At 68.8% G+C, this 19052-nt stretch carries 16 protein-coding genes and 2 pseudogenes; 8 read left to right on the top strand and 10 right to left on the bottom strand.

Features of this window, described 5'->3' with window-relative positions; translation table 11 throughout:
* Window positions 1–188 precede the first annotated feature (188 nt).
* A complete protein-coding gene (locus AC1DXK_RS15585) occupies window positions 189–884 on the top strand; it encodes an alpha/beta hydrolase (protein ID WP_457108325.1) in 696 nt (231 codons plus the stop codon).
* A 3-nt stretch (window positions 885–887) separates the two neighbouring features.
* On the opposite strand, the pseudogene AC1DXK_RS15590 reads toward AC1DXK_RS15585, so the two are convergent.
* The 3 genes and pseudogenes from AC1DXK_RS15590 to AC1DXK_RS15600 form a co-directional block, all read right to left on the bottom strand.
* Window positions 888–2066 (bottom strand): annotated as a pseudogene (locus AC1DXK_RS15590) (HPP family protein).
* Between the two features lie 83 nt (window positions 2067–2149).
* Window positions 2150–3400 (bottom strand): formyl-CoA transferase, encoded by a 1251-nt coding sequence (gene frc / locus AC1DXK_RS15595; protein WP_457108324.1) that lies wholly within the window; start codon window positions 3398–3400, stop codon window positions 2150–2152.
* Window positions 3401–3455: 55 nt separating this feature from the next.
* Window positions 3456–3929, bottom strand: coding sequence for a PAS domain-containing protein (locus AC1DXK_RS15600; RefSeq protein WP_457108323.1), 474 nt, complete (start codon window positions 3927–3929; stop codon window positions 3456–3458).
* A 395-nt stretch (window positions 3930–4324) separates the two neighbouring features.
* Here AC1DXK_RS15600 and AC1DXK_RS15605 point away from each other — a divergent pair, with 395 nt between their 5' ends.
* Window positions 4325–4978, top strand: a complete 654-nt coding sequence (locus AC1DXK_RS15605) for an ABC transporter ATP-binding protein (protein ID WP_457108322.1) — start codon at window positions 4325–4327, stop codon at window positions 4976–4978.
* Window positions 4979–5118: 140 nt separating this feature from the next.
* Window positions 5119–6363, top strand: a complete 1245-nt coding sequence (locus AC1DXK_RS15610) for a KpsE/RkpR family capsule polysaccharide export protein (RefSeq protein WP_457108321.1) — start codon at window positions 5119–5121, stop codon at window positions 6361–6363.
* A gap of 45 nt (window positions 6364–6408) precedes the next feature.
* Here the strand turns inward: AC1DXK_RS15610 and AC1DXK_RS15615 are convergent, their stop codons facing one another.
* A complete protein-coding gene (locus tag AC1DXK_RS15615; protein ID WP_457108320.1) occupies window positions 6409–7005 on the bottom strand; it encodes a hypothetical protein in 597 nt (198 codons plus the stop codon).
* Between the two features lie 229 nt (window positions 7006–7234).
* Between AC1DXK_RS15615 and flhA the strand changes: the two genes are divergently transcribed.
* A complete protein-coding gene (flhA, locus tag AC1DXK_RS15620) occupies window positions 7235–9382 on the top strand; it encodes a flagellar biosynthesis protein FlhA (protein ID WP_457108319.1) in 2148 nt (715 codons plus the stop codon).
* A gap of 267 nt (window positions 9383–9649) precedes the next feature.
* Here the strand turns inward: flhA and AC1DXK_RS15625 are convergent, their stop codons facing one another.
* From AC1DXK_RS15625 to fliI, 3 genes are all read right to left on the bottom strand, one after another.
* Entirely contained in the window at window positions 9650–10723 is a 1074-nt protein-coding gene (locus tag AC1DXK_RS15625) for a lysylphosphatidylglycerol synthase domain-containing protein (protein WP_457108318.1), read from the bottom strand.
* Window positions 10724–10866: 143 nt separating this feature from the next.
* Window positions 10867–11274 (bottom strand): flagellar export protein FliJ, encoded by a 408-nt coding sequence (gene fliJ, locus AC1DXK_RS15630; protein WP_457108317.1) that lies wholly within the window; start codon window positions 11272–11274, stop codon window positions 10867–10869.
* Window positions 11275–11422: 148 nt separating this feature from the next.
* Window positions 11423–12775, bottom strand: coding sequence for a flagellar protein export ATPase FliI (fliI, locus tag AC1DXK_RS15635; RefSeq protein WP_457108316.1), 1353 nt, complete (start codon window positions 12773–12775; stop codon window positions 11423–11425).
* A gap of 419 nt (window positions 12776–13194) precedes the next feature.
* Between fliI and ctrA the strand changes: the two genes are divergently transcribed.
* Window positions 13195–13896 carry a response regulator transcription factor CtrA gene (ctrA, locus tag AC1DXK_RS15640; protein ID WP_457108315.1) on the top strand — a complete coding sequence of 234 codons (702 nt, stop codon included), beginning with the start codon at window positions 13195–13197 and terminating at the stop codon, window positions 13894–13896.
* Window positions 13897–13972: 76 nt separating this feature from the next.
* On the opposite strand, the gene AC1DXK_RS15645 is transcribed toward ctrA, so the two are convergent.
* Window positions 13973–14740 carry a trypsin-like serine protease gene (locus tag AC1DXK_RS15645; protein ID WP_457108314.1) on the bottom strand — a complete coding sequence of 256 codons (768 nt, stop codon included), beginning with the start codon at window positions 14738–14740 and terminating at the stop codon, window positions 13973–13975.
* A 119-nt stretch (window positions 14741–14859) separates the two neighbouring features.
* Window positions 14860–16299, bottom strand: coding sequence for a cysteine--tRNA ligase (gene cysS, locus AC1DXK_RS15650; RefSeq protein WP_477298287.1), 1440 nt, complete (start codon window positions 16297–16299; stop codon window positions 14860–14862).
* A gap of 310 nt (window positions 16300–16609) precedes the next feature.
* Between cysS and AC1DXK_RS15655 the strand changes: the two genes are divergently transcribed.
* The gene (locus tag AC1DXK_RS15655; RefSeq protein ID WP_457108312.1) at window positions 16610–16957 is read left to right on the top strand and encodes a hypothetical protein; all 348 of its coding nucleotides are present in this window, start codon (window positions 16610–16612) and stop codon (window positions 16955–16957) included.
* 43 nt (window positions 16958–17000) lie between these two features.
* On the opposite strand, the gene AC1DXK_RS15660 is transcribed toward AC1DXK_RS15655, so the two are convergent.
* Window positions 17001–17513, bottom strand: coding sequence for a CreA family protein (locus tag AC1DXK_RS15660; RefSeq protein WP_457108311.1), 513 nt, complete (start codon window positions 17511–17513; stop codon window positions 17001–17003).
* Between the two features lie 159 nt (window positions 17514–17672).
* On the opposite strand from AC1DXK_RS15660, the gene AC1DXK_RS15665 reads away from it, so the two are divergent.
* Together AC1DXK_RS15665 and AC1DXK_RS15670 are read left to right on the top strand one after the other, a co-directional pair.
* A complete protein-coding gene (locus AC1DXK_RS15665; RefSeq protein ID WP_457108310.1) occupies window positions 17673–18755 on the top strand; it encodes a DUF2865 domain-containing protein in 1083 nt (360 codons plus the stop codon).
* Window positions 18756–18834: 79 nt separating this feature from the next.
* A pseudogene (locus tag AC1DXK_RS15670) lies at window positions 18835–19052 on the top strand (OmpA family protein); the annotation flags it as partial.

Raw genomic sequence — 19052 nt, forward strand, 5'->3', positions numbered from 1 at the left:
GCGGATCCGTGCGGGATGGCGTTCCGCTGGAGCTCCTGGCCACCGGGAGATCTTCCCCGCACCGTCATCACGAGCGAAGCGAAGTGACCCAGGGCAGCGCGGTCAAGATCAGCGTGCAGCGAGTGGATTGCTTCGCTGCGCTCGCAAGGACGGCGCCGGATCCGTCATCCGTTCTGTGACGTGCATCCATGATCGACCCAGACCTTGCCGGCCGCCTGCATTTCCGGCACCGGCTGCCCTCGAACGAGCCCCACCCCCCAGGCAAGCATGAGATCGGCCTGTTCGCCGAGCGCGACGCGGTGCTGATGGTTCCCGAAGGCCTCGATCCGCGCAAGCCCTGCCCGCTGGTGGTGCTGTTCCACGGCGGCGGCGGCAGCGCCGAGCGCATCCTGCCGATGCTGGAGGGGCATGCCCGCACGGAGCGCTTCCTGCTCCTTGTGCCGCAATCGCAGTTTCCGACCTGGGACATCGTCATCGCCGGCCATGGGCCGGACCGGGAGCGGGTCGCGACGGCGCTGGCCCATGTGGCGGACCGGTTCCTCCTCGATCCGGCGCGGCTCTGCTTCGCCGGCCATTCCGACGGCGGGAGCTACACGCTCTCCCTCGGGCTCGCGAACGGCGACGTCGCGAGCCACCTGATCGTCTCGTCGGCCGGGTTCCTGTCGGTGCACCTGCAGGTCGGCGCACCGCGCATCTTCCTGTCGCACGGGACCCAGGACGAGCAGATCCCCATCGACCGGAGCGCCCGGGTCCACGTGCCGGCCCTGCGCGAGGCCGGCTACCCGGTCACCTATGTCGAATACGACGGGCCGCACGCCCACCAGCCGGCCGTGGTGGCGCAGGCGGTCGCGTTCTTCCTGGCGGATCCGCCCGCCGGCCGCTGAGGCTCAGGCCAGGGCGGCCCGGGCCGGTGCGCGGGCGCGGATCGACGCCTCGGGCGCATCGGTCTCGGACAGGAGGGCCGGGATCAGGTCGGTCTGCGAGACGATCCCGACCAGACGGCCGTCGGAATCGACCACCGGCAAATGGTGCAGCCCCGCCTCCGACATCCGCGGCACCAGCGCGGCGATGGGCGTGTCCGGACCGACCGGGTCGACCGCGCTCATGATGTCCGCCGCGCAGCCATGGGGGGCGCGGCCCCGCTCGGCGGTGAGCCGCAGGCGGCGGCCGAGGCCGAGGCGCGGTCCGGACCGGTCCCAGGCGGCCTTGTCGAGGAGATCGGTCTGCGTGACGATGCCGAGGACGCGCGCGCCCTCGTCGGTGACCGGCAGCGCCTTGATCCGGTGGCGGCGCAACAGCCGCATGGCCTCGGACAAGGGCGCGTCCGGTGCCACTGCGATCACGTCGCGCGACATGATCGCCGCGCAGGTGATCGGCCCCGAGCGGCGGCCGTAGACCCGCATCTGCACGCGCCGCAGGATCTGCTCAAGGTCGCTCCGGTCGACGTCGAGGAGCTGGTCGAAATCTTCCAAGGCGGCGTCGAGATCCGAGGCCCGGAAGCCCACCCGCGCATCGGAGGGCGGATCCGCCGTCCGCGGCCCGGCCGGGCGCAGGTGCGGGTAGGCGCGCCCGGTCAGGTTGTTGAACAGCAGGGCGGTGGCGAGCAGCAGCAGCGAGTTGGCCGCGACCGGCCACAGCACGAAGCCGTAGCCCAATTCCTTGATCGCCGGTCCGCCGGGCACCGCCGTCAGCGCCACCGCGCCGCTCGGCGGGTGCAGGCAGCGCAGGGCCATCATCAGGGCGATCGCGACGCCGATGGCGCAGGCGGCGGCCACGAACGGGTCGGCGATCCAGGTCGCGGCCGTGACGCCCACGAGCGCCGCCACGATGTTGCCGCCGAGGATCGATCAGGGATGCGCCAGGGGGCTCGCCGGCACGGCGAAGAGCAGCACCGCCGAAGCCCCCATCGGGGCGATCAGCACCGGGAGCGCCTCGGAGCCCACGGAGGCGCGGCAGACGAGGCCGGTCGCCAGGATGCCGACCAGGTCACCTGCGGCGGAGCGCAGGCGCTCGCGCTTGCTGACCGGCGTCAGCTCCGGGAGAAAACGGCTCAGGAACACGCGCATCGAATCCGGGCTTCCCACATGACAAGGACGGCGCTGGAGTGGCGCCGTCCTGTCTCAGGATTGCAGAGGTCGGTCGTTCCTTATCAGACCGCGCGGGCCTCGTGCATGGCCCGGATCTGTTCCGGAGTGTAGCCGAGGCCTTCCAGCACCTCGTCGGTGTGCTCGCCGAGCAGCGGCGAGGCCTTCACCTCGACCTGCATGTCGGAGAACTTGATCGGGCTGCCGACGGTCAGGTACGAGCCGAGCTTCGGGTGTGGCACCTCGACCACCGTGCCGCTGGCGCGCAGCGACTTGTCCTCGGCAATCTCCTTCATCGACAGGACCGGCGCGCAGGGGATGTCGTAGGTGCGCAGGATGTCCACCGCCTCGAACTTGGTCTTGTCGGCGAGCCATTCCTCGATGGTCTTGAAGATGTCGAAGATCTTGTCCTGGCGGGCGCGCGGCGTGTTGTAGGCGGGATCGGTGATCCACTCCTCGTGGCCCAGCACCTTGCAGATCGGCGCCCAGGCGTGACCCTGGATCGTGAAGTAGATGTAGGCGTTCGGGTCGGTCTCCCAGCCCTTGCACTTCAGCACCCAGCCCGGCTGGCCGCCGCCGCCCGCGTTGCCGCCGCGGGGCACCACGTCGGAGAACTCGCCGTGGGGGTATTGCGGGTATTCCTCGAGATAGCCGAGGGCGTCGAGGCGCTGCTGGTCGCGCAGCTTCACCCGGCAGAGGTTGATCACCGAGTCCTGCATCGACACGGCGACCTTCTGGCCCTTGCCGGTCTTGTTCTTCTGGTGGAGCGCCGTGAGGATGCCGATGGCGAGGTGCATGCCGGTGTTGGAATCGCCGAGCGCGGCGGCGCTGACGGTGGGCGGGCCGTCCCAGAAGCCTGTGGTCGAGGCGGCGCCGCCGGCGCACTGGGCGACGTTCTCGTAGACCTTCAGATCCTCGTAGTGGTGACCGTCCGAGAAGCCCTTCACCGAAGCCAGGATCATGCCCGGGTTCAGCTCCTGGATGCGCGCCCAGGAGAAGCCCATCCGGTCGAGGGCGCCGGGGCCGAAATTCTCGACCATGACGTCCGAGTCCTGGATCAGCTTCTCAAGGACTTCCTTGCCGGCCTGGGTCTTGGTGTCGAGGGTGAGCGAGCGCTTGTTGGAGTTCAGCATCGTGAAGTAGAGCGCGTCCGCGTCTTCGACGTGGCGCAGCTGGGTCCGGGTGACGTCGCCGGCGCCGGGGCGCTCGACCTTGATCACGTCGGCGCCGAACCAGGCGAGCAGCTGCGTGCAGGCAGGGCCGGCCTGGACGTGGGTGAAGTCGATGATCTTGATGCCTTCCAGCGGCTTGCTCATTGGGCGTTCTCCCTGTGGGGTTGGGGGATCGGGTCCGTCGGTCCGTCCGGTGGGCTTAAGGAGCCGGACCGGACGGGGTCGCGGAGGCTTCGAGTTCGGCCACGCGCTGGCGCAGACGCTTCTCCTCGGTCCAGCGCTCGGTCTCGTCGCGGATCACCGCGACGATCCCGGTCACCCGGTCGGAGGCGTCCCGCACCATCCCCACCGTGAAGGCGATGGAGAGCTGGCGGCCGTCCTTGTGGAGCGCCGGCACCCTCAGGGTCTCCGCCCCGTAGCGGGTGACGCCGGTACGCATGGTCTTCGCGTAGCCGTCCCAGTGACGGCGGCGGTGCCGTTCCGGCGTGATCAGATCGAGGCTCCGGCCCAAGGCCTCGGCAGCCGTGAAGCCGAAGATGCGTTCGGCGGCCGGATTCCAGACCGTGATGGCCCCGTCCGGGTCGGACACGATCACCGCATCGCCGATGGCCTCGATCATCCGAGACAGGTCGGCTTCATGGGGCGCCGCCGCGGCCGACGGGGTGGTCGTCACGGACGGCCTCGGGACGGACCGCGTTCTGTGGCGTGTATCGAAGCAGTCCGAAGTTCCATCATACTCGGCCTCCCTCGGCGAACGCCGCGTCGTCAGCAGCGATAAAGTTCCGGTCCGGCGGTGCGCGATGCCCGAAATCCGGCTGCGCTGATTGGTATTTGGTATGCCAAATGTGGGATGCCGTCAATGTCAGCGGTGACAGGTGGCATTTTTCTTCAACCCACCGCCTGAGGTCCGGTCGGTGCGCCGGTACGCGTTCGACGGTCTCCGAAATGCCCGCCGAGCCCGCCAAACCGCTCAGACCGCTCTCAGATTCGCCGCTTTCGGCGGGCAGGGGATGGTCCGACAGGCAACTCGGACCGACGGTTCGGCGAACCGCCCTGGAGACCATTTCGGTGATCCGTTTCGAGAAAGTCAGCAAGGTCTACCGCACGGAAGGTCACCGGCGGACGATCCTGGAGCAGGTGTCGTTCACCCTGAAGCCGGGTGTCTCGTACGGCATCCTGGGCATCAACGGCGCCGGCAAATCGACGACGATGCGGCTTATCGCCGGCACCGAGGATGCGACGCGGGGTAAGATCCATCGCGGCCTCCGGGTCTCCTGGCCCCTCGGCTTCGCCGGAGGCTTCCATCCCAAGATGACGGGGCGCGACAACGTCACGTTCGTGGCGCGCATCTATGGGGAAGACCCGCGGAAGGTGCTCGACTTCGTGGAGGACTTCTCGGAGCTCGGCAGCTATCTCGACGTGCCGATCTACACCTATTCGTCCGGCATGGGCGCGCGGCTCGCCTTCGGCATGAGCATGGCGATCCCGTTCGACTGTTACCTGATCGACGAGATCACCTCGGTCGGCGACGCCCGATTCTCGAAACGCTGCGACGAGGTCTTCTCCCAGCGCCGGAAGGCGGCCGACATCATCATGGTCTCTCACTCCATGGAGACGATCCGGCAATGGTGCACGCAAGGATTGGTCCTGCTCAACGGCCGCGCGATCATCTACGAGGACGTGAACGACGCCATCGAGGTCTACCGGCGCCTCAACGCCTGATCGATCGCCGCCCACCGGAGCCGTGACGACATGCTTTTGCCGCCTCGCCGTGCGAGAGGCTTCAGATACGCGCTCTGCCGCGCGGTCGAGGTACCGGTGACGGATCGACCTTCGAGGCCGGGGAGGCCGGGAACCAGACCATGAACATGGAGATCCGGAAGGCCGAGGGGCAGCCGGTGACGCCCGCTGACCGCCAGCAGGCGATCGCTGAATCGCTGCGGCAGATCGCGCGAATGTCGCGCTTCGCCGACCGCAAGAAAGGCATCCGGTCTTACCAGACCCAGGCCAAGAACGACCCCTGGATCCCGATCCTGTTCGTGGTCTGCTTCCTGCTGCCGACGCTCGCCGGTGCCGTCTACTACGGCCTCGTCGCTTCGGACCGCTACGTCAGCGAGGCGCGGTTCGCGATTCGACCGGCCCTCGGCTCGTCCGACAAGACGTCCTCGGAAACCGGGGGGACGGCCAGTTCCAGCATGTCGAACCAGATGGTGGCGCAAGACACGCTGATCACCCGCGAGTTCATCCTGAGCCGGCCGATGCTGGAGATCCTCGAAGGGCAGCTTCCGCTCCGACAATGGTTCAGCAGCGATTCGATCGACTACTTCTCGCGGTTCGATCCCGAGAAGCCGATCGAGAAGTTCCTCCGCTACTGGAAGCGGCGCGTGGACGTCGAGGTCGAGAGCGGCTCGGGGATCATGTCAGTCGAGGTCGAAGCCTTCGACCCGAGTGAATCCCTCGCCATCGCGAAGGCCATCATGAAGGAGGCGGAGCACAAGGTGAACGAACTCAGCGTCAGGGCGCGCGAGGACGCGGTCGCTGAGAGCACACGGGAACTCCGGCTCGCTGAGGAGCGGATGACCAAGATCCGCCTCGCGATGCGCGATCTGCGTAACAGCGAAGGGATCCTCGACGCGGCGAAGACCAACGACATCAACGTCAAGATGATCGCCGAGCTGCGGGCCTCGCGCATCAACCTCGCGCTCCAACTCGCGATCGGCCAGCGCGACCTCGGCCCCGAAGCGCGGCGGATCATCGACATCAAGCAGCAGATCAAGGATATCGACGACAACATCGCCCGCATCGAGCGGCAATCTGCCAGCCAGGATCCCGACCAGAAGCGCCGCCTCTCCGACGCCATGACGCGGTTCGAGGGCCTGGAGAACGATCGGAAGAACGCAGAGAAGTACTATCAGCAGGTGCTGACAGCCTACGAACGAGCCCGCATAATCGCGGCCCGGCAGATCGAGTTCTTCAGCCCGATCGTCGAGCCCGTGAAGGCGCAATCCTCCACCGAACCGCGGCGGCTCCTGATGATCGGCCTGATCGCTGCCGGCTCGGCCGTGCTGTTCGGAGCCGCGATGTTCGCTCGGAAGATGATGGCCTGACGAAGACCTCGCGGAGCGGACCCGGGACGATCGGGCCGCCCGCCGTCAGCGACCGAGCCCGCCGCCCGGTTCACCCGCCGAAGGGCCGATCGTGCCCCCGGTCCAGCCCTGCGCCCGCCAGCCTTCTGCCCGCTCGTCGAGATCGATCGATCCCGCTTGGTCGAGGATGGCCAGCACGCGCGCGGCGCGGGACTCGTCGGTCTGGACCGTTACCAGCGTGCCGCCCCGACGCACGCCCTCGGCGTAAGCCTCGGCCTCGTCGCCATCGAGGCCCGCCGCCGTCAGGCCACCGATCAGGCCTCCCGCGGTGGCGCCGACGCCGGCGCCCGTGGCGGCGGCCGCGAGCCAGCCTGCCGCCACCACCGGCCCGAGACCCGGGATGGCCAGGAGCCCCAGGCCGGCCAGCAAGCCGGCACCACCGCCCAGAACCGTACCCACCGTCGCGCCAGTGCCGGCGGACTGCGCCGCGTCGGCCGGCCAGGCGACGGTAGCGTCGGGCGTCGGCGGTGCGACCCCGGTATCCTTCTGCATGGTGATGATGCTGATGTCGGCATGGGGGATGCCGGCGGCTTCCAGACGGTCCACTGCGACTGCGGCGGCCTCGTAGTCGTCGAACAGGGCGGTCAGGGCGCGCGCGGCCATGGCGGTCTCCCGGGATCCCCGGACCGGCGCCGGGTTGGGTAGCACCATCGCGGCCGTCGGCGAGCGGACGGGTGCAGTGCGACGCGATGGACATCCGATCAAGCGGCGGATCCGCTCCGGGTTCCCGGCGCGGCGCGCATCGTCTTAACGCCGCGCTAACCATCGACCCGGCAGATCTTGCCGGGTGCGCTTCCGGCCAAGCGCGGGCGGATTGCAGCGGGTGGGATCGATGGCGGATACGGCGAGCGCGCCGGCACGGATCGGAGCGGCTGCGGTTCTGGGGCAGCTCACGCTGCCCACCCGCGGCGACCTCCATGCCCTGTCCAAGCGGTCCGACCTGCTGTTCGCCACCGGCGTGATGGGAATCCTCGCGGTCCTGATCTTCCCGCTACCGGCGATCCTGCTCGACCTACTCCTGGCCGTCTCGATCATCATGTCGGTGCTGATCATGATGACCGGCCTGTCGATCGACAACCCGCTGGAATTCACCGTCTTCCCGACGTTGCTGCTCATCGCCACGATGCTGCGGCTCGCCCTGAACCTCGCCTCGACGCGCCTGATCCTCGGCCACGGGCACGAGGGAACGGCGGCGGCCGGTCACGTCATCGAGGCTTTCGGCCACTTCGTGATGGGCGGCAATTTCGTCATCGGGATCATCGTGTTCGCGATCCTGATCATCGTGAACTTCGTTGTGATCACGAAGGGCTCGGGCCGTATCGCCGAAGTCGCGGCCCGCTTCACCCTCGATGCGATGCCTGGCAAGCAGATGGCCATCGACGCCGATCTCTCCGCCGGCCTGATCGACGAGAAGGCCGCCAAGGCCCGGCGGGCGGCCCTGGAGGAGGAATCCTCCTTCTTCGGTGCCATGGACGGTGCCTCCAAATTCGTCCGCGGCGACGCGGTGGCCGCCCTGCTCATCACCTTCATCAACGTGGTCGGCGGCATCATCATCGGTGTTGCGCAGCAGGGCCTGAGCTTCGGCGACGCCGCCAAGAGCTACACGCTGCTGACCATCGGCGACGGCCTCGCGAGCCAGGTGCCGGCCCTGATCGTCTCGACGGCGGCGGGCCTGCTGGTCTCCAAGGCCGGCGTGCGCGGCGCAGCCGACAAGGCGCTCGGCAAGCAGCTCGCGCATTATCCCAAGGCGCTGGGCATGTCGGCCGCCGTGATGTTCCTGATCGCGCTCCTGCCGGGCATGCCGATGCTGCCTTTCGCGCTGCTGGGCGGCGGCGCGGGCTACGCCGCCTGGCGCATCAACAGGACCGCCAAGCTGGCGCCCCCCCTCGACGCGCAGGGCGTCCCGATGGATGCAGCCGCGGTGGCGGCGGCCAGCGCCGCCAAGGAGGAGACGGTCACCGACCTCCTGAAGCTCGACGACCTCAAGCTGGAGATGGGCTACGCGCTCCTTTCGCTGGTCAACGGCGAGGGCCAGGACCGGCTCACGGATCAGATCAAGGCCCTGCGCCGCCAGCTCGCGGCGGAACTCGGCTTCGTGATGCCGTCGGTGCGCATTCTCGACAACGTTCAGCTCGACGCCAACGCCTACGTGGTGCGGGTCAAGGAGATCGAGGCCGGGACCGGCCGGATCTTCCCGGGCCAGTTCATGGCGATGGACCCGATGGGCGGCCAAGTTCAGCTGCCCGGGCAGCACATGCTGGAGCCGACCTTCGGCCTGCCGGCGACGTGGATCGACGCGGCTTTGCGCGATCAGGCCCAGCTCAAGGGCTATACGGTCGTGGATGCCGCCACCGTCGTGTCGACGCACCTGACCGAGGTGATCAAGGCCCACGTCTCCGAACTCCTCAACCACGTCGAGGTCTCGAAGCTGCTGCGCGAGTTGCCCAAGGAGCACGCCGAGCTGCTCAAGGAGATCGTGCCGTCGCAGATCTCCACCACCGGCATCCAGCGGGTGCTGCAATTCCTCTTGGCCGAGCGGGTCTCGATCCGCGATCTGGGGGCGATCGTGGAGGCGGTCGCCGAAGTGGCCGGCGGGGTGAAGAATCCCCGCGACGTGGTCGAGCACGTCCGCGCCCGCCTCGGCCGGCAGATCTGCGCGCAGTACCAGGACCAGAACGGCATGCTGCCGATCATCACCCTGTCGCCCGCCTGGGAGCAGGCGTTCATGGAATCGATCGTCGGCGAGCGCGAGGAGCGCTACCTCGCGATGCAGCCGTCGAAGCTCAGCGAATTCGTCAACGCGGTCCGGGACCGCTTCGAGGCGGCGGCGCGCCAGGGCGAGATGCCGGTGCTCGTCACCTCGGCCCAGACCCGACCCTTCGTCCGCTCGATCATCGAGCGGTTCCGCCGCGAGACGCCGGTGATGAGTCAGGCCGAGATCCATCCGCGGGCGCGGCTGCGCACGGTGAACTCGATCTAGGGGATCCCGGCTCTCCATCTCAGCCGGCGAGCCTCCAGGGAGGCGCAAAGCGGACGCTCCTGCGCCGCGGAGAGAAGAGGTACGGACGGGTCCGACGCGGGCATCTAATCCGGGCTTCGACGGCAGAGCGGCCGGGACGCCGCTCTCCGGATGCCGTCAGGGCTCAAGCGACTTCGCCCCGTCGCCTCGGGTAAGGCGCCGCATGGGGCAAGCGGGCAGGCGGCATGCGCTCTGGCGGCGACCGTGAAGCCAGCGTCGGACGCCGCCTCAGATCGCCTTCTGCTTGAGTTCACGCTCCATCTCGTGCGCGTCGAGGCCGGGCACGATGACGGGCGGTTCCGGAACGGCGCCATCCTTCGATCCGGGACCGCCCGAGCCGATCGCCGCGGCCAGCCGCGACCGCTCGAACGCGATCACCACGACAACGGAGATGAGCGCCGGAAGCCAGAAATAGAACACGCGGAAGACCAGCAGCGCTGCGACCACGGCATTCTTCCGCGTCTCATCGGTCTCGGCGATGTTCATGGCGGTGAGGAAGACGATCTCGAACACGCCGAGGCCACCGGGCGCATGCGAAGCCAGGGCCACAGAGAAGGACGCCAGAAAGATCGCGAGCACGGGGATGAAGTTCGGGTTCACCGCATCCGGCAGAGCGAAGTAGATGATCCCGGCGGCGCCCAGAAGCTCGAGCGGTGCCGCCGCGAGCTGACGCAGCATGATCCCCGGGCGCGGGTATTCGAGCTTGAATTTCCGCAGGCTGATGGGGGGCAGCCGCAGGAGCGAGCCGATCACATAGAGGGCGACGAAGGCCAGCATCCCGATCCCGACCGCGACGGCCGTGCTCGGATTGGTCAGGATCGCCGGCAGCCTGTCCTGCAGGCGTGCCAGCAGGTGCGGGTCGTAGACCAGCGTGAAGCCGCCGAGCAGGATCGTGCCGAGGAAGAACGTGAAGGAGCACAGGGCCACGAGCACGGCGACCTGCGCCGCCGTCAGGCCCTTGGCCGTATAGGCCCGATAGCGGACGAGGGCGCCGGAGAAGACCGAGGCGCCGATATTGTGCGAGAGCGCGTAGGTCGTGAACGAGCAGAGGGATACGAACAGCCACGAGATGTGGCGCACGCCCAGGTGCAGCAGGGCGATCCGGTCGTACCAGGCCAGCGCAGCGTAAGCGACCAGGGTGGAGAGTGCCGCGAGGAGGATCCGATGCGGCGGGATCGCGAGGACCGCCCCCCAGATCGCCGAGAGCGAGGTCGTCTTCAGTTCCTGGTAGAGGAAGTAGCCCGACACCACGACGGCCGCGAGGCCGATCATGGGCCAGATGAACTCGCTGATCTTCTTCATGAACACCGACGCCCCGGGGAAAGCCCCTGATGCGCCGGCACGCGACGCGCTGCAAGCGGCGTGACGCCGCCGCGATCCCCCTTGTCAGGTGATCGTGACGGTTTCGTGCCGCGCGCGCCGGCCGACCGGTCCGGCGGCCTGCGTCAGCCCCGGGCGCGGTTCAGCCCGATCCCGTCCATGGCGGCCTGATCGCGGGCCGATTCGGCGGCGCGCTCGGCCGTCCGCTCGCGGTCGTTCAGGATCTCGACCTTCTTGAGCTCCTCGAACGCTTCGCCCAATTCGGCCTTCGCCTCGGCGAGCTGCCCCTCGAGGGCCTGCGCGGACTGAAGCATGTTGTCCCGGCGGGTCGCCGCCGCCCGGGCGTAGGTCGGATACGCGAAGTGCCCCACATCGGTGATGCCGGCGCGGGTCTCCTCGACGGCGACCTCGCGGTCGAGTTCCACCGCCATGCGCTGGAAGTCGGCCATCATCATCTCGATCTGGGTCACGCGCCGGCGCTTCTCATCGACCTGGAAGCGGCGCAGGCGGATCAGCGTGTCACGCGATTTCATCAGGACGCTCACTCCACGCAACGCTTGAGGCCGCGCCCGGGATCGTGCCCGGACCGAGCCCTTGCGCGAGCCTGCCTCTGGCAGACCCGCCCGGATCCCAATTGCCTCATGTGAGTCGCCGAAGCGTTACCGCCCCGACGCATGATGCCTAGGCCCCGCCGATGATCTCGGAGAGCCGTGCGTAACCATCGCCGATGGACGTTGCTTCTTCCTTACTTTGCCCCAGAAAAGCCTCAAGATGCGGCATGAGCGCAACGGCCTCGTCGACCTCCTGGGACGAGCCTGCGCGGTAGGCGCCGAGGCGGATCAGCTCCTCCATGTCGGCGTAGGTGGACAGCACCCGGCGTGCCCGGCGCACCACCGGCAGGTAGGCCGGATCGCAGGAGCGCGGCATGGTCCGCGAGACCGAGCGCAGCACGTTGATCGCCGGGTAACGCCCGCGCTCCGCGATGGCACGCTCCATGACGATGTGGCCGTCGAGGATGCCACGCACCGCGTCGGCCACGGGCTCGTTGTGGTCGTCGCCTTCGACCAGGACCGTGAACAGGGCCGAGATCGTCCCCTGGCCGACGCCGGGGCCGGCCCGTTCCAGCAGGCGCGGCAGCTCCGAGAAGACGGTCGGCGTGTAGCCCTTGGCGGTCGGGGGCTCGCCGGCGGCGAGGCCGATATCGCGCTGGGCCATGGCGAAGCGCGTGATCGAGTCGATCATGCACAGGACCTTAGCGCCCCGGTCCCGGAAGTACTCGGCCACCGACAGGGTCACGTAGGCCGCGTTCCGGCGCATCAGCGCAGGCTCGTCGGACGTCGCCACCACCACCACGGAGCGTGCGAGGCCTGCGGCGCCCAGGTCGTCCTGCAGGAATTCCTGCACCTCGCGGCCGCGCTCGCCTACCAGACCGATCACCGCCACGTCGGCGGCGGTGTAGCGGGCGAGCATCGACAGGAGCACCGACTTGCCGACGCCGGATCCCGCGAAGATGCCCATCCGCTGGCCGGCACACATCGTCAGGAAGGTGTTGAGGCAGCGGATGCCGAGATCGAGCGGACCGCCCACCCGGGTGCGCGCGTGGGCGGGTGGCGGGTCCGCGCGCAGCGGATAGACGTCGCCGCCCTGCGGCAGGGGTCCGAGCCCGTCCACCGGTCGCCCTAGGGCGTCGATCACCCGGCCGAGCCAGGCGTCGGATGGCCGGATCGCGCCAGCCGATTCGTCCCGCACGTAGGCCGGGCATCCGCGCCGGACGCCCTCGAGCGAGCCGAATGGCATGGCCAGCGCCCGGTCGCCCTGAAAGCCGATGACCTCGCAGGGCACAAGCCCGTGCCCGTTGGCGCCCTCGACATCGACCCGGCCTCCGAGCCGCATCGCGGCGACCGGCCCGGCCACCTCCACCAGCAGGCCGCGGATCGCCACGACCCGCCCGAAGGTCTCCAGCACTTCGACCCGCTCCAGGGCGGCCCGCGCCGCCGCGAGGGAAGCACCGGATCTTGCCGAATCCTGTGTCATCGGCCTGCCTCTCAACGCTTCGTTTACCGGCCTCCTTAACACTGCGGGTCACGGGCTCGTAGCGCCTCGATCCGGACCGCGGCCTCGGCCGCGCCCGACGAAGTCGTCCCGGTGTGTCCCATGGACAACAGCGGGGATCAAATCGTTACGGAGGAAGTACTTACGCCGTAGGGGCGAGGGGCCCGGACGCAGACAGCTCGGAATCGAGGCCGAGAGTGAGACGGAGGGAACGAAGTTTCTCCCGTCAAGCTCACGGAACTTCGCACGAGACGCTTGCGGGCGGGAATCAGGTTTTGTTAACGATTAATCCATAGCGTTCCACGTCAAGAGCGACGGAGCGCCCGTCCACAGGCCGGTGGCGGGCGAACGGTGGGGACGTGTCTGCGCGCTGATGCGGCCGGCTGGGCTGGGGACCGACGATGCGGGTACTTTTGATCGAGGACGACAGCGCGACGGCGCAGAGCATCGAGTTGATGCTCAAGTCCGAGAACTTCAACACCTACACCACCGACCTCGGGGAAGAGGGTGTCGATCTCGGTAAGCTGTACGATTACGACATCATCCTCCTCGATCTGAACCTGCCCGACATGTCGGGCTACGAGGTGCTGCGCTCCTTGCGCGTGGCGAAGGTCAAGACCCCGATCCTGATCCTGTCCGGCATGGCCGGCATCGAGGACAAGGTGAAGGGCCTCGGGTTCGGCGCCGACGACTACCTCACCAAGCCGTTCCACAAGGACGAGCTGGTGGCGCGCATCCACGCCATCGTGCGCCGCTCGAAGGGCCACGCCCAGTCGGTGATCACCACCGGCGACCTGATCGTGAACCTCGATCAGAAGACGGTCGAGGTCGGCGGCGCCCGGGTGCACCTCACCGGCAAGGAGTACCAGATGCTGGAACTCCTCTCCCTGCGGAAGGGCACGACGCTCACCAAGGAGATGTTCCTCAACCATCTCTACGGCGGCATGGACGAGCCCGAGCTGAAGATCATCGACGTCTTCATCTGCAAGCTGCGCAAGAAGCTCGCCAACGCCAGCTCAGGCAAGAACTACATCGAAACCGTCTGGGGCCGCGGCTACGTGCTGCGCGAGCCGATGGACGGCGAGGAGCGCATGGCGGTCTGATCCGCCGCGCTGACCCGACCCAGAAAACCCCCGCGCGGTCCGGCCGCGCGGGGGTTTTCGCGTTCAGGGCTCCGGCTCAACGGAGGCCGGCGGCGGAGAAGACCTGGGCTGCGGGCGCGATCACCACGTAGCTGCCGCAAGGCGCGGCCCGGCTGATCACCGCGCTGGCGACACCCCAGATGTACGTGCCGCCGCGGTCCTGCGCGACGACCGGGCCGCCGGAATCACCGAAGCAGACCCGCGCGCCATTGGTCCGGGCGATGGTCAGCCCGGTGTTGCTGACCGCCACCGGCGTCAGGGTCGCGGTGCGCAGGCGCCCGACCATGCGGCCGGACAGTCCGGCTCCGGCGATCCGCAGGCTCTTCGGGAGCCGGCGCGGATCGGCGGCCAGGGGCACAGGCCGTCGGCCACGCACCGGCTCGGTCAGGCGCAGCACCGCGAGATCGAGGGACAGGTCGGCAAGGCTGACGCCGGAGGCCGCGTTCGGCAGCATCTCTCCCGGATCCGGGCTGTAGCGTGCGGCGACCCGCGCTCCGTAGACCGGCCGCGACGGTTCGCTGCCGCGAAAGAACACCACCAAGGCGCCGAGCGGGTCACCGTTCACGCAATGGGCCGCTGTGAGCACGAGGTCGGGGCCGATCAGGACACCGGTGCAGCGGGTCAGCTGGAGCGCCTCCTCCGGCCTCGTGATCGTCCCGATGGCGACCGTGGCCTGAGCCAGGGCGTCCCGACCCGCGACCGAGCCGCCTTCGATGGCCCGGGCCGGCCCCGGCAGGGACAGCCCGAGCAGGAGTGCCGAGGCGATGCCGGCGAGCCGCACGCAGAATGTCCCGAAGGTGGTCACGTGCTGCTCTTTCCCGGAAAGCGGTGCCCGGACCACAGATGCGGCCCCGGCGACCCGGCGCAAGCGGGCGTGAGGACGCGGGTCCCCGTCAATCCGCGCCATCGAACCCGGTGGAGCAATCAGCGGGCCACCGTCCAGGTCGTGGTGCCGTCCTTGTTGTCCTTCACGGCCACGCCCATGGCGGCGAGGGCGTCGCGGGCGCGGTCGGAGGCGGCCCAGTCCTTGGCGGCGCGGGCCGCGCGGCGCTCGGCGATCAGCGCCTCGACCGCCGCAACGTCGACGCCGGAGGCCGTGACCTGGGCGTGCTGCCGCTCGCTTTGCGTCCGCTCGAGAAAGCCGAGAAGATTTGCTGCTCTGCGCAGCGCGCCCGGGTGCGCTTTCTGGCCAAACCCGCCATAGCCAAACTGCAGATTTCCCAACTGGCCAGAACTGGACAACCGGTGCAACTCGCCGATTGCCGCTGGCGTGTTCAGGTCGTCGCAAAGCGCGTCGAGAAATTTCTCCGGCATGGCCTCGTCTGCGGGTTCGTCGCCCGCGACGTTCTGCCAACGCCTCAAGACGCGGTCGGATTCTTGCAACCCCTGCAAGGTCCAGTCGATCGGCTGTCGATAATGCGTCTTGAGCATGTTCAAACGAACGACCTCACCCGGCCAGTCGTTCAGGACATCGCGGATCGTGATGAAGTTGCCGAGGGACTTCGACATCTTCTCCCCCTCCACCTGGAGGAAGCCGTTGTGCAGCCAGACATTGGCCATCACGGGCGTGCCGAAGCAGCAGCGCGACTGCGCCACCTCGTTCTCGTGGTGGGGGAAGATCAGGTCGATGCCGCCCGCATGGATGTCGAAGGTCCGACCCAGATGCTTGGCCGACATGGCCGAGCACTCGATGTGCCAGCCCGGCCGCCCGGCTGCCGCGATGCCGGCGGGCGACGGCCAGGACGGCTCGCCGGGCTTCGCGGGCTTCCACAGGACGAAGTCGAGGGGCGAGCGCTTGTAGGGGGCGACCTCGACCCGGGCACCGGCCTCCATCTCGTCGAGGGGCCGCTTCGACAAGCCGCCGTAATCCGGCATCGACGGCACGTCGAACAGCACGTGGTCCTGCGCCACGTAGGCGTGGCCGGAGCCGACCAGGGCCTCGATCATCGTGACCATCTCGGCGATGTGGTCGGTGGCGCGGGGCTCGACGAAGCGAGGCCGCTCGCCGGCCGCGTTGACGTCCTCGGGAATGAGCACGCCGAGGTCGCGCACGTCGCGGTGGAATTGCGCCAGTGTCCCGTCCGTCAGTTCGCGGATGCTGATGCCGCGCTCGGCCGCCCTGGCGTTGATCTTATCGTCCACGTCCGTGACGTTGCGCGCGTAGGTGACGTGCGCCGGACCGTAGAGGTGGCGCAGCAGGCGGAACAGCAGGTCGAAGACGATGATCGGCCGGGCATTGCCGATGTGGGCGGCGTCGTAGACGGTCGGGCCGCAGGCATAGAGGCGGACATGCTGCGGGTCGATCGGCGCGAAGGCCTCCTTGACGCCTGTCAGCGTGTTGTAGAGCCGCAACATCGGCGCCATGAAACCCATCCCTGTTCCGGCGCCGCGGCTCGATCCCGGCGCCGCGCCGTTGCCGGAAAACCGGCCCTGCCGTCAACGAGCTGCGGGCTCCGCGCGGGGAAGAGCGGCCGAAACGTGGCCGATCCGGAAACCCCGCAACGTCACCCTGTTGCATCGCGGCGACGGCGCGCACCGCGCGATGGGGCTAACCCAAAAGCGTGAGGAATTCGAGATGGCCTTCGCGCCATGCGGGTAAGCCTTCCTTAACCGCGGCGTCGGACCGTCCGGGCCACGATCCGCACGCCACAGATCCTGTGCTCAGGGACATTTCATGCGACGCTCGGCCGCCGTTTCCATCGCCCTCGCCACCGCTCTCGCCGGCGCGGGCCTGACGCATGTCGCGCTGGCTGGCACCGATGGCGAGACGCCCGCGAAGGCCCCGGCGCGTGTCGAGAAGACCTTTCTGATCCCGTCGAGCGACGGTTACGGCGTCGGCGACTGCCTGACCACGCCGGGCAGCGCCTGCGGCCAGGTGGTCGCCAACGCGTGGTGCGAGGCGCAGGGCTACGCGGCGGCCAACTCTTACGGGGTGGCCGCGGCCGACGAGTATACCGGCGCGATCAGTAACCCGGTTCCGGCGCCGTCCGAGCGCCCGATCCGGATCACATGCCAGGATTGAACCGGTCGGGACCGAGGCCGGTACGAGCGCACTTAAGGACCGGTCACTTCATGAAGTCCGCGCACTTCTGCGCCGGCTCCGTACCCCAGGGCGCCAGCGGCACCGCCGACGTCGAGTTCTTCGGCGAGCCCTGGATGACCTTGTCCGAGTAGACCATGTAGATCAGCGTGTTGCGCTTCGCGTCGCAGCCGCGCACGATCTGCATCGACTTGAAGATCAGGGATCGCCGCTCGCTGAACACCACCTCGCCCTGGCCCAGCTTGCCCTTGAACACGATCGGCCCGGTCTGGCGGCAGGCCAGCGAGATGTCCGAGACATCCTCGGCCAAGCCCAGCGTGCCCTTGATGCCGCCCTTCTCGGGCTGCGTGTACCAGCAGGCCACCCCCGAAACGGCCGGGTCGTCGACGCCGTAGACGACGAGCTTGTCGTTGGGTGTCAAAGGCCGCCAGACCGTCGACTTGTCGAAGATCCGGTCCGGCTCCTGGGCCGCCGCAGGCCCGGCCGCGGCCAGCCCCAGCGCGAGCAGCCCAACATAGGTGAGACTCCGAAACAACATCGCCGGTCAATTCCCCCTCAAGCTTGCCGGCCGGATGTAGGAGGGGTGTCGCGCTCTGACGAGGGGGGGTAGGGTGGCGCCGCTTCTGTTCCGAAGCGCGGAGGCGCGCGGATCTGAATTGTCCGGATCGCCGCGCAACCGATCAACGCGATGCTGCCGATGCCTCACCGCCCGATCGTCCGTACGCTCGGCCGCCTCATCCTGAGCGCGACCCTGGCCCTCGGATTGTCCCACCTCGTCGTCACGTCCGCCGGCGCGCAGGAGACCGAGCCCGGTCCGTCGCCTGCCGAGGCGCGGCCGGCGCCGCAGGTCCCGTCGCCGCAGTGCCGGCGCTACCGGGCCGAGCTGGTCTCGCTCCAGAATGGCGCCAGCACGACGCGCGCCCTGAACGACGAGATCGGCCGGCTGGAATCCTATTTCCGCGGTCTCAACTGCGAGGGCGGGAAGTTCTTGTTCTTCGATACGCGGCCGCCGCAATGCGGGGCGGTGGAGCAGCGGATCCGCGCCCTCAAGGCCACCTATGGCGGGGCGGTGATCGACGATAGCGGCGCCCGCCGGCGCGAACTCCAGGGCCTCGTGGCCTCGACCTGCCCGTCCCGCGAGACCTATGCCGCCTCCGGAGAATCCTATGCCCGCGGCGGCCCCCAGATGGTCTGCGTACGCACTTGTGACGGCGGCTTCTTCCCGTTGCGGAACCTGCCCGAGGGTCGGGGCGGCGCCGACGAGATGTGCCAGGCCCTCTGCCCCGGGACCGAGGCGCAGGCCTATTCGATGCCGTACGGCGACGACGCCCTGAAGCACGCTGCCACGGCGAAGGGCAGCCGGGCCTATACGAGCCTCGCCAACGCCTTCAGGTTCCGCAAGGAATTCGTGCCGAACTGCTCCTGCAAGCCGGAGGGCAAGACCTGGGCGCAGTCCCTCGTGAAGGCCGAGAGCATGCTGGTCCGGCACAAGGGCGATATCTTCGTGACGCCGATGCAGGCGGAAGCCCTGTCCCGGCCGAAGGTGCGCCTGACCCTGGTCGGCCGGGCCGACCGGACGGCGGCGGAACTCGCCGCCGACGCCGCCGGCCGCGCGGGCGTCGGCACGAAGGGCGGCTCCGGCCTCGTCACGGACGAATCGGCTCAGGCCGACCCGGCCGCCCCCGACGGCGCGAAAGCCGGAGCGGCCAAGCCGGATCACGTTGCCGTGCGCATCATCGCGCCCAACGTCATCGCGGTGCCCCAGCGACTCACGCCCTGAGATCGCCGCCGCGCCGCGTTACGCGGAACAAAGTACGGCGTCCGGTGTTCGGCTCGGCTCGAACCGAGACGAGGCCCGGATGCGTATCCTGCGATTGATTCTCCTCACCGGCACCGTGCTGCCGGGGCTGGCCTGCGTGCAGCCCGTGGATGCAGCGCAGGGCCGGATCCTGATGGCGCAGGGCGGCCCCGAGGAGCACGGTCCGCCTGGGGGCGAGCCTCCGCACGGCGGTCCGCGCCCGGAGCGGGCGCCGCAGGAGCGGCCGGGTCCGCCGGCCGGCCGCGATMGGCCCGAGCC

This window comes from Methylobacterium sp. P3_A11 (assembly GCF_056403155.1).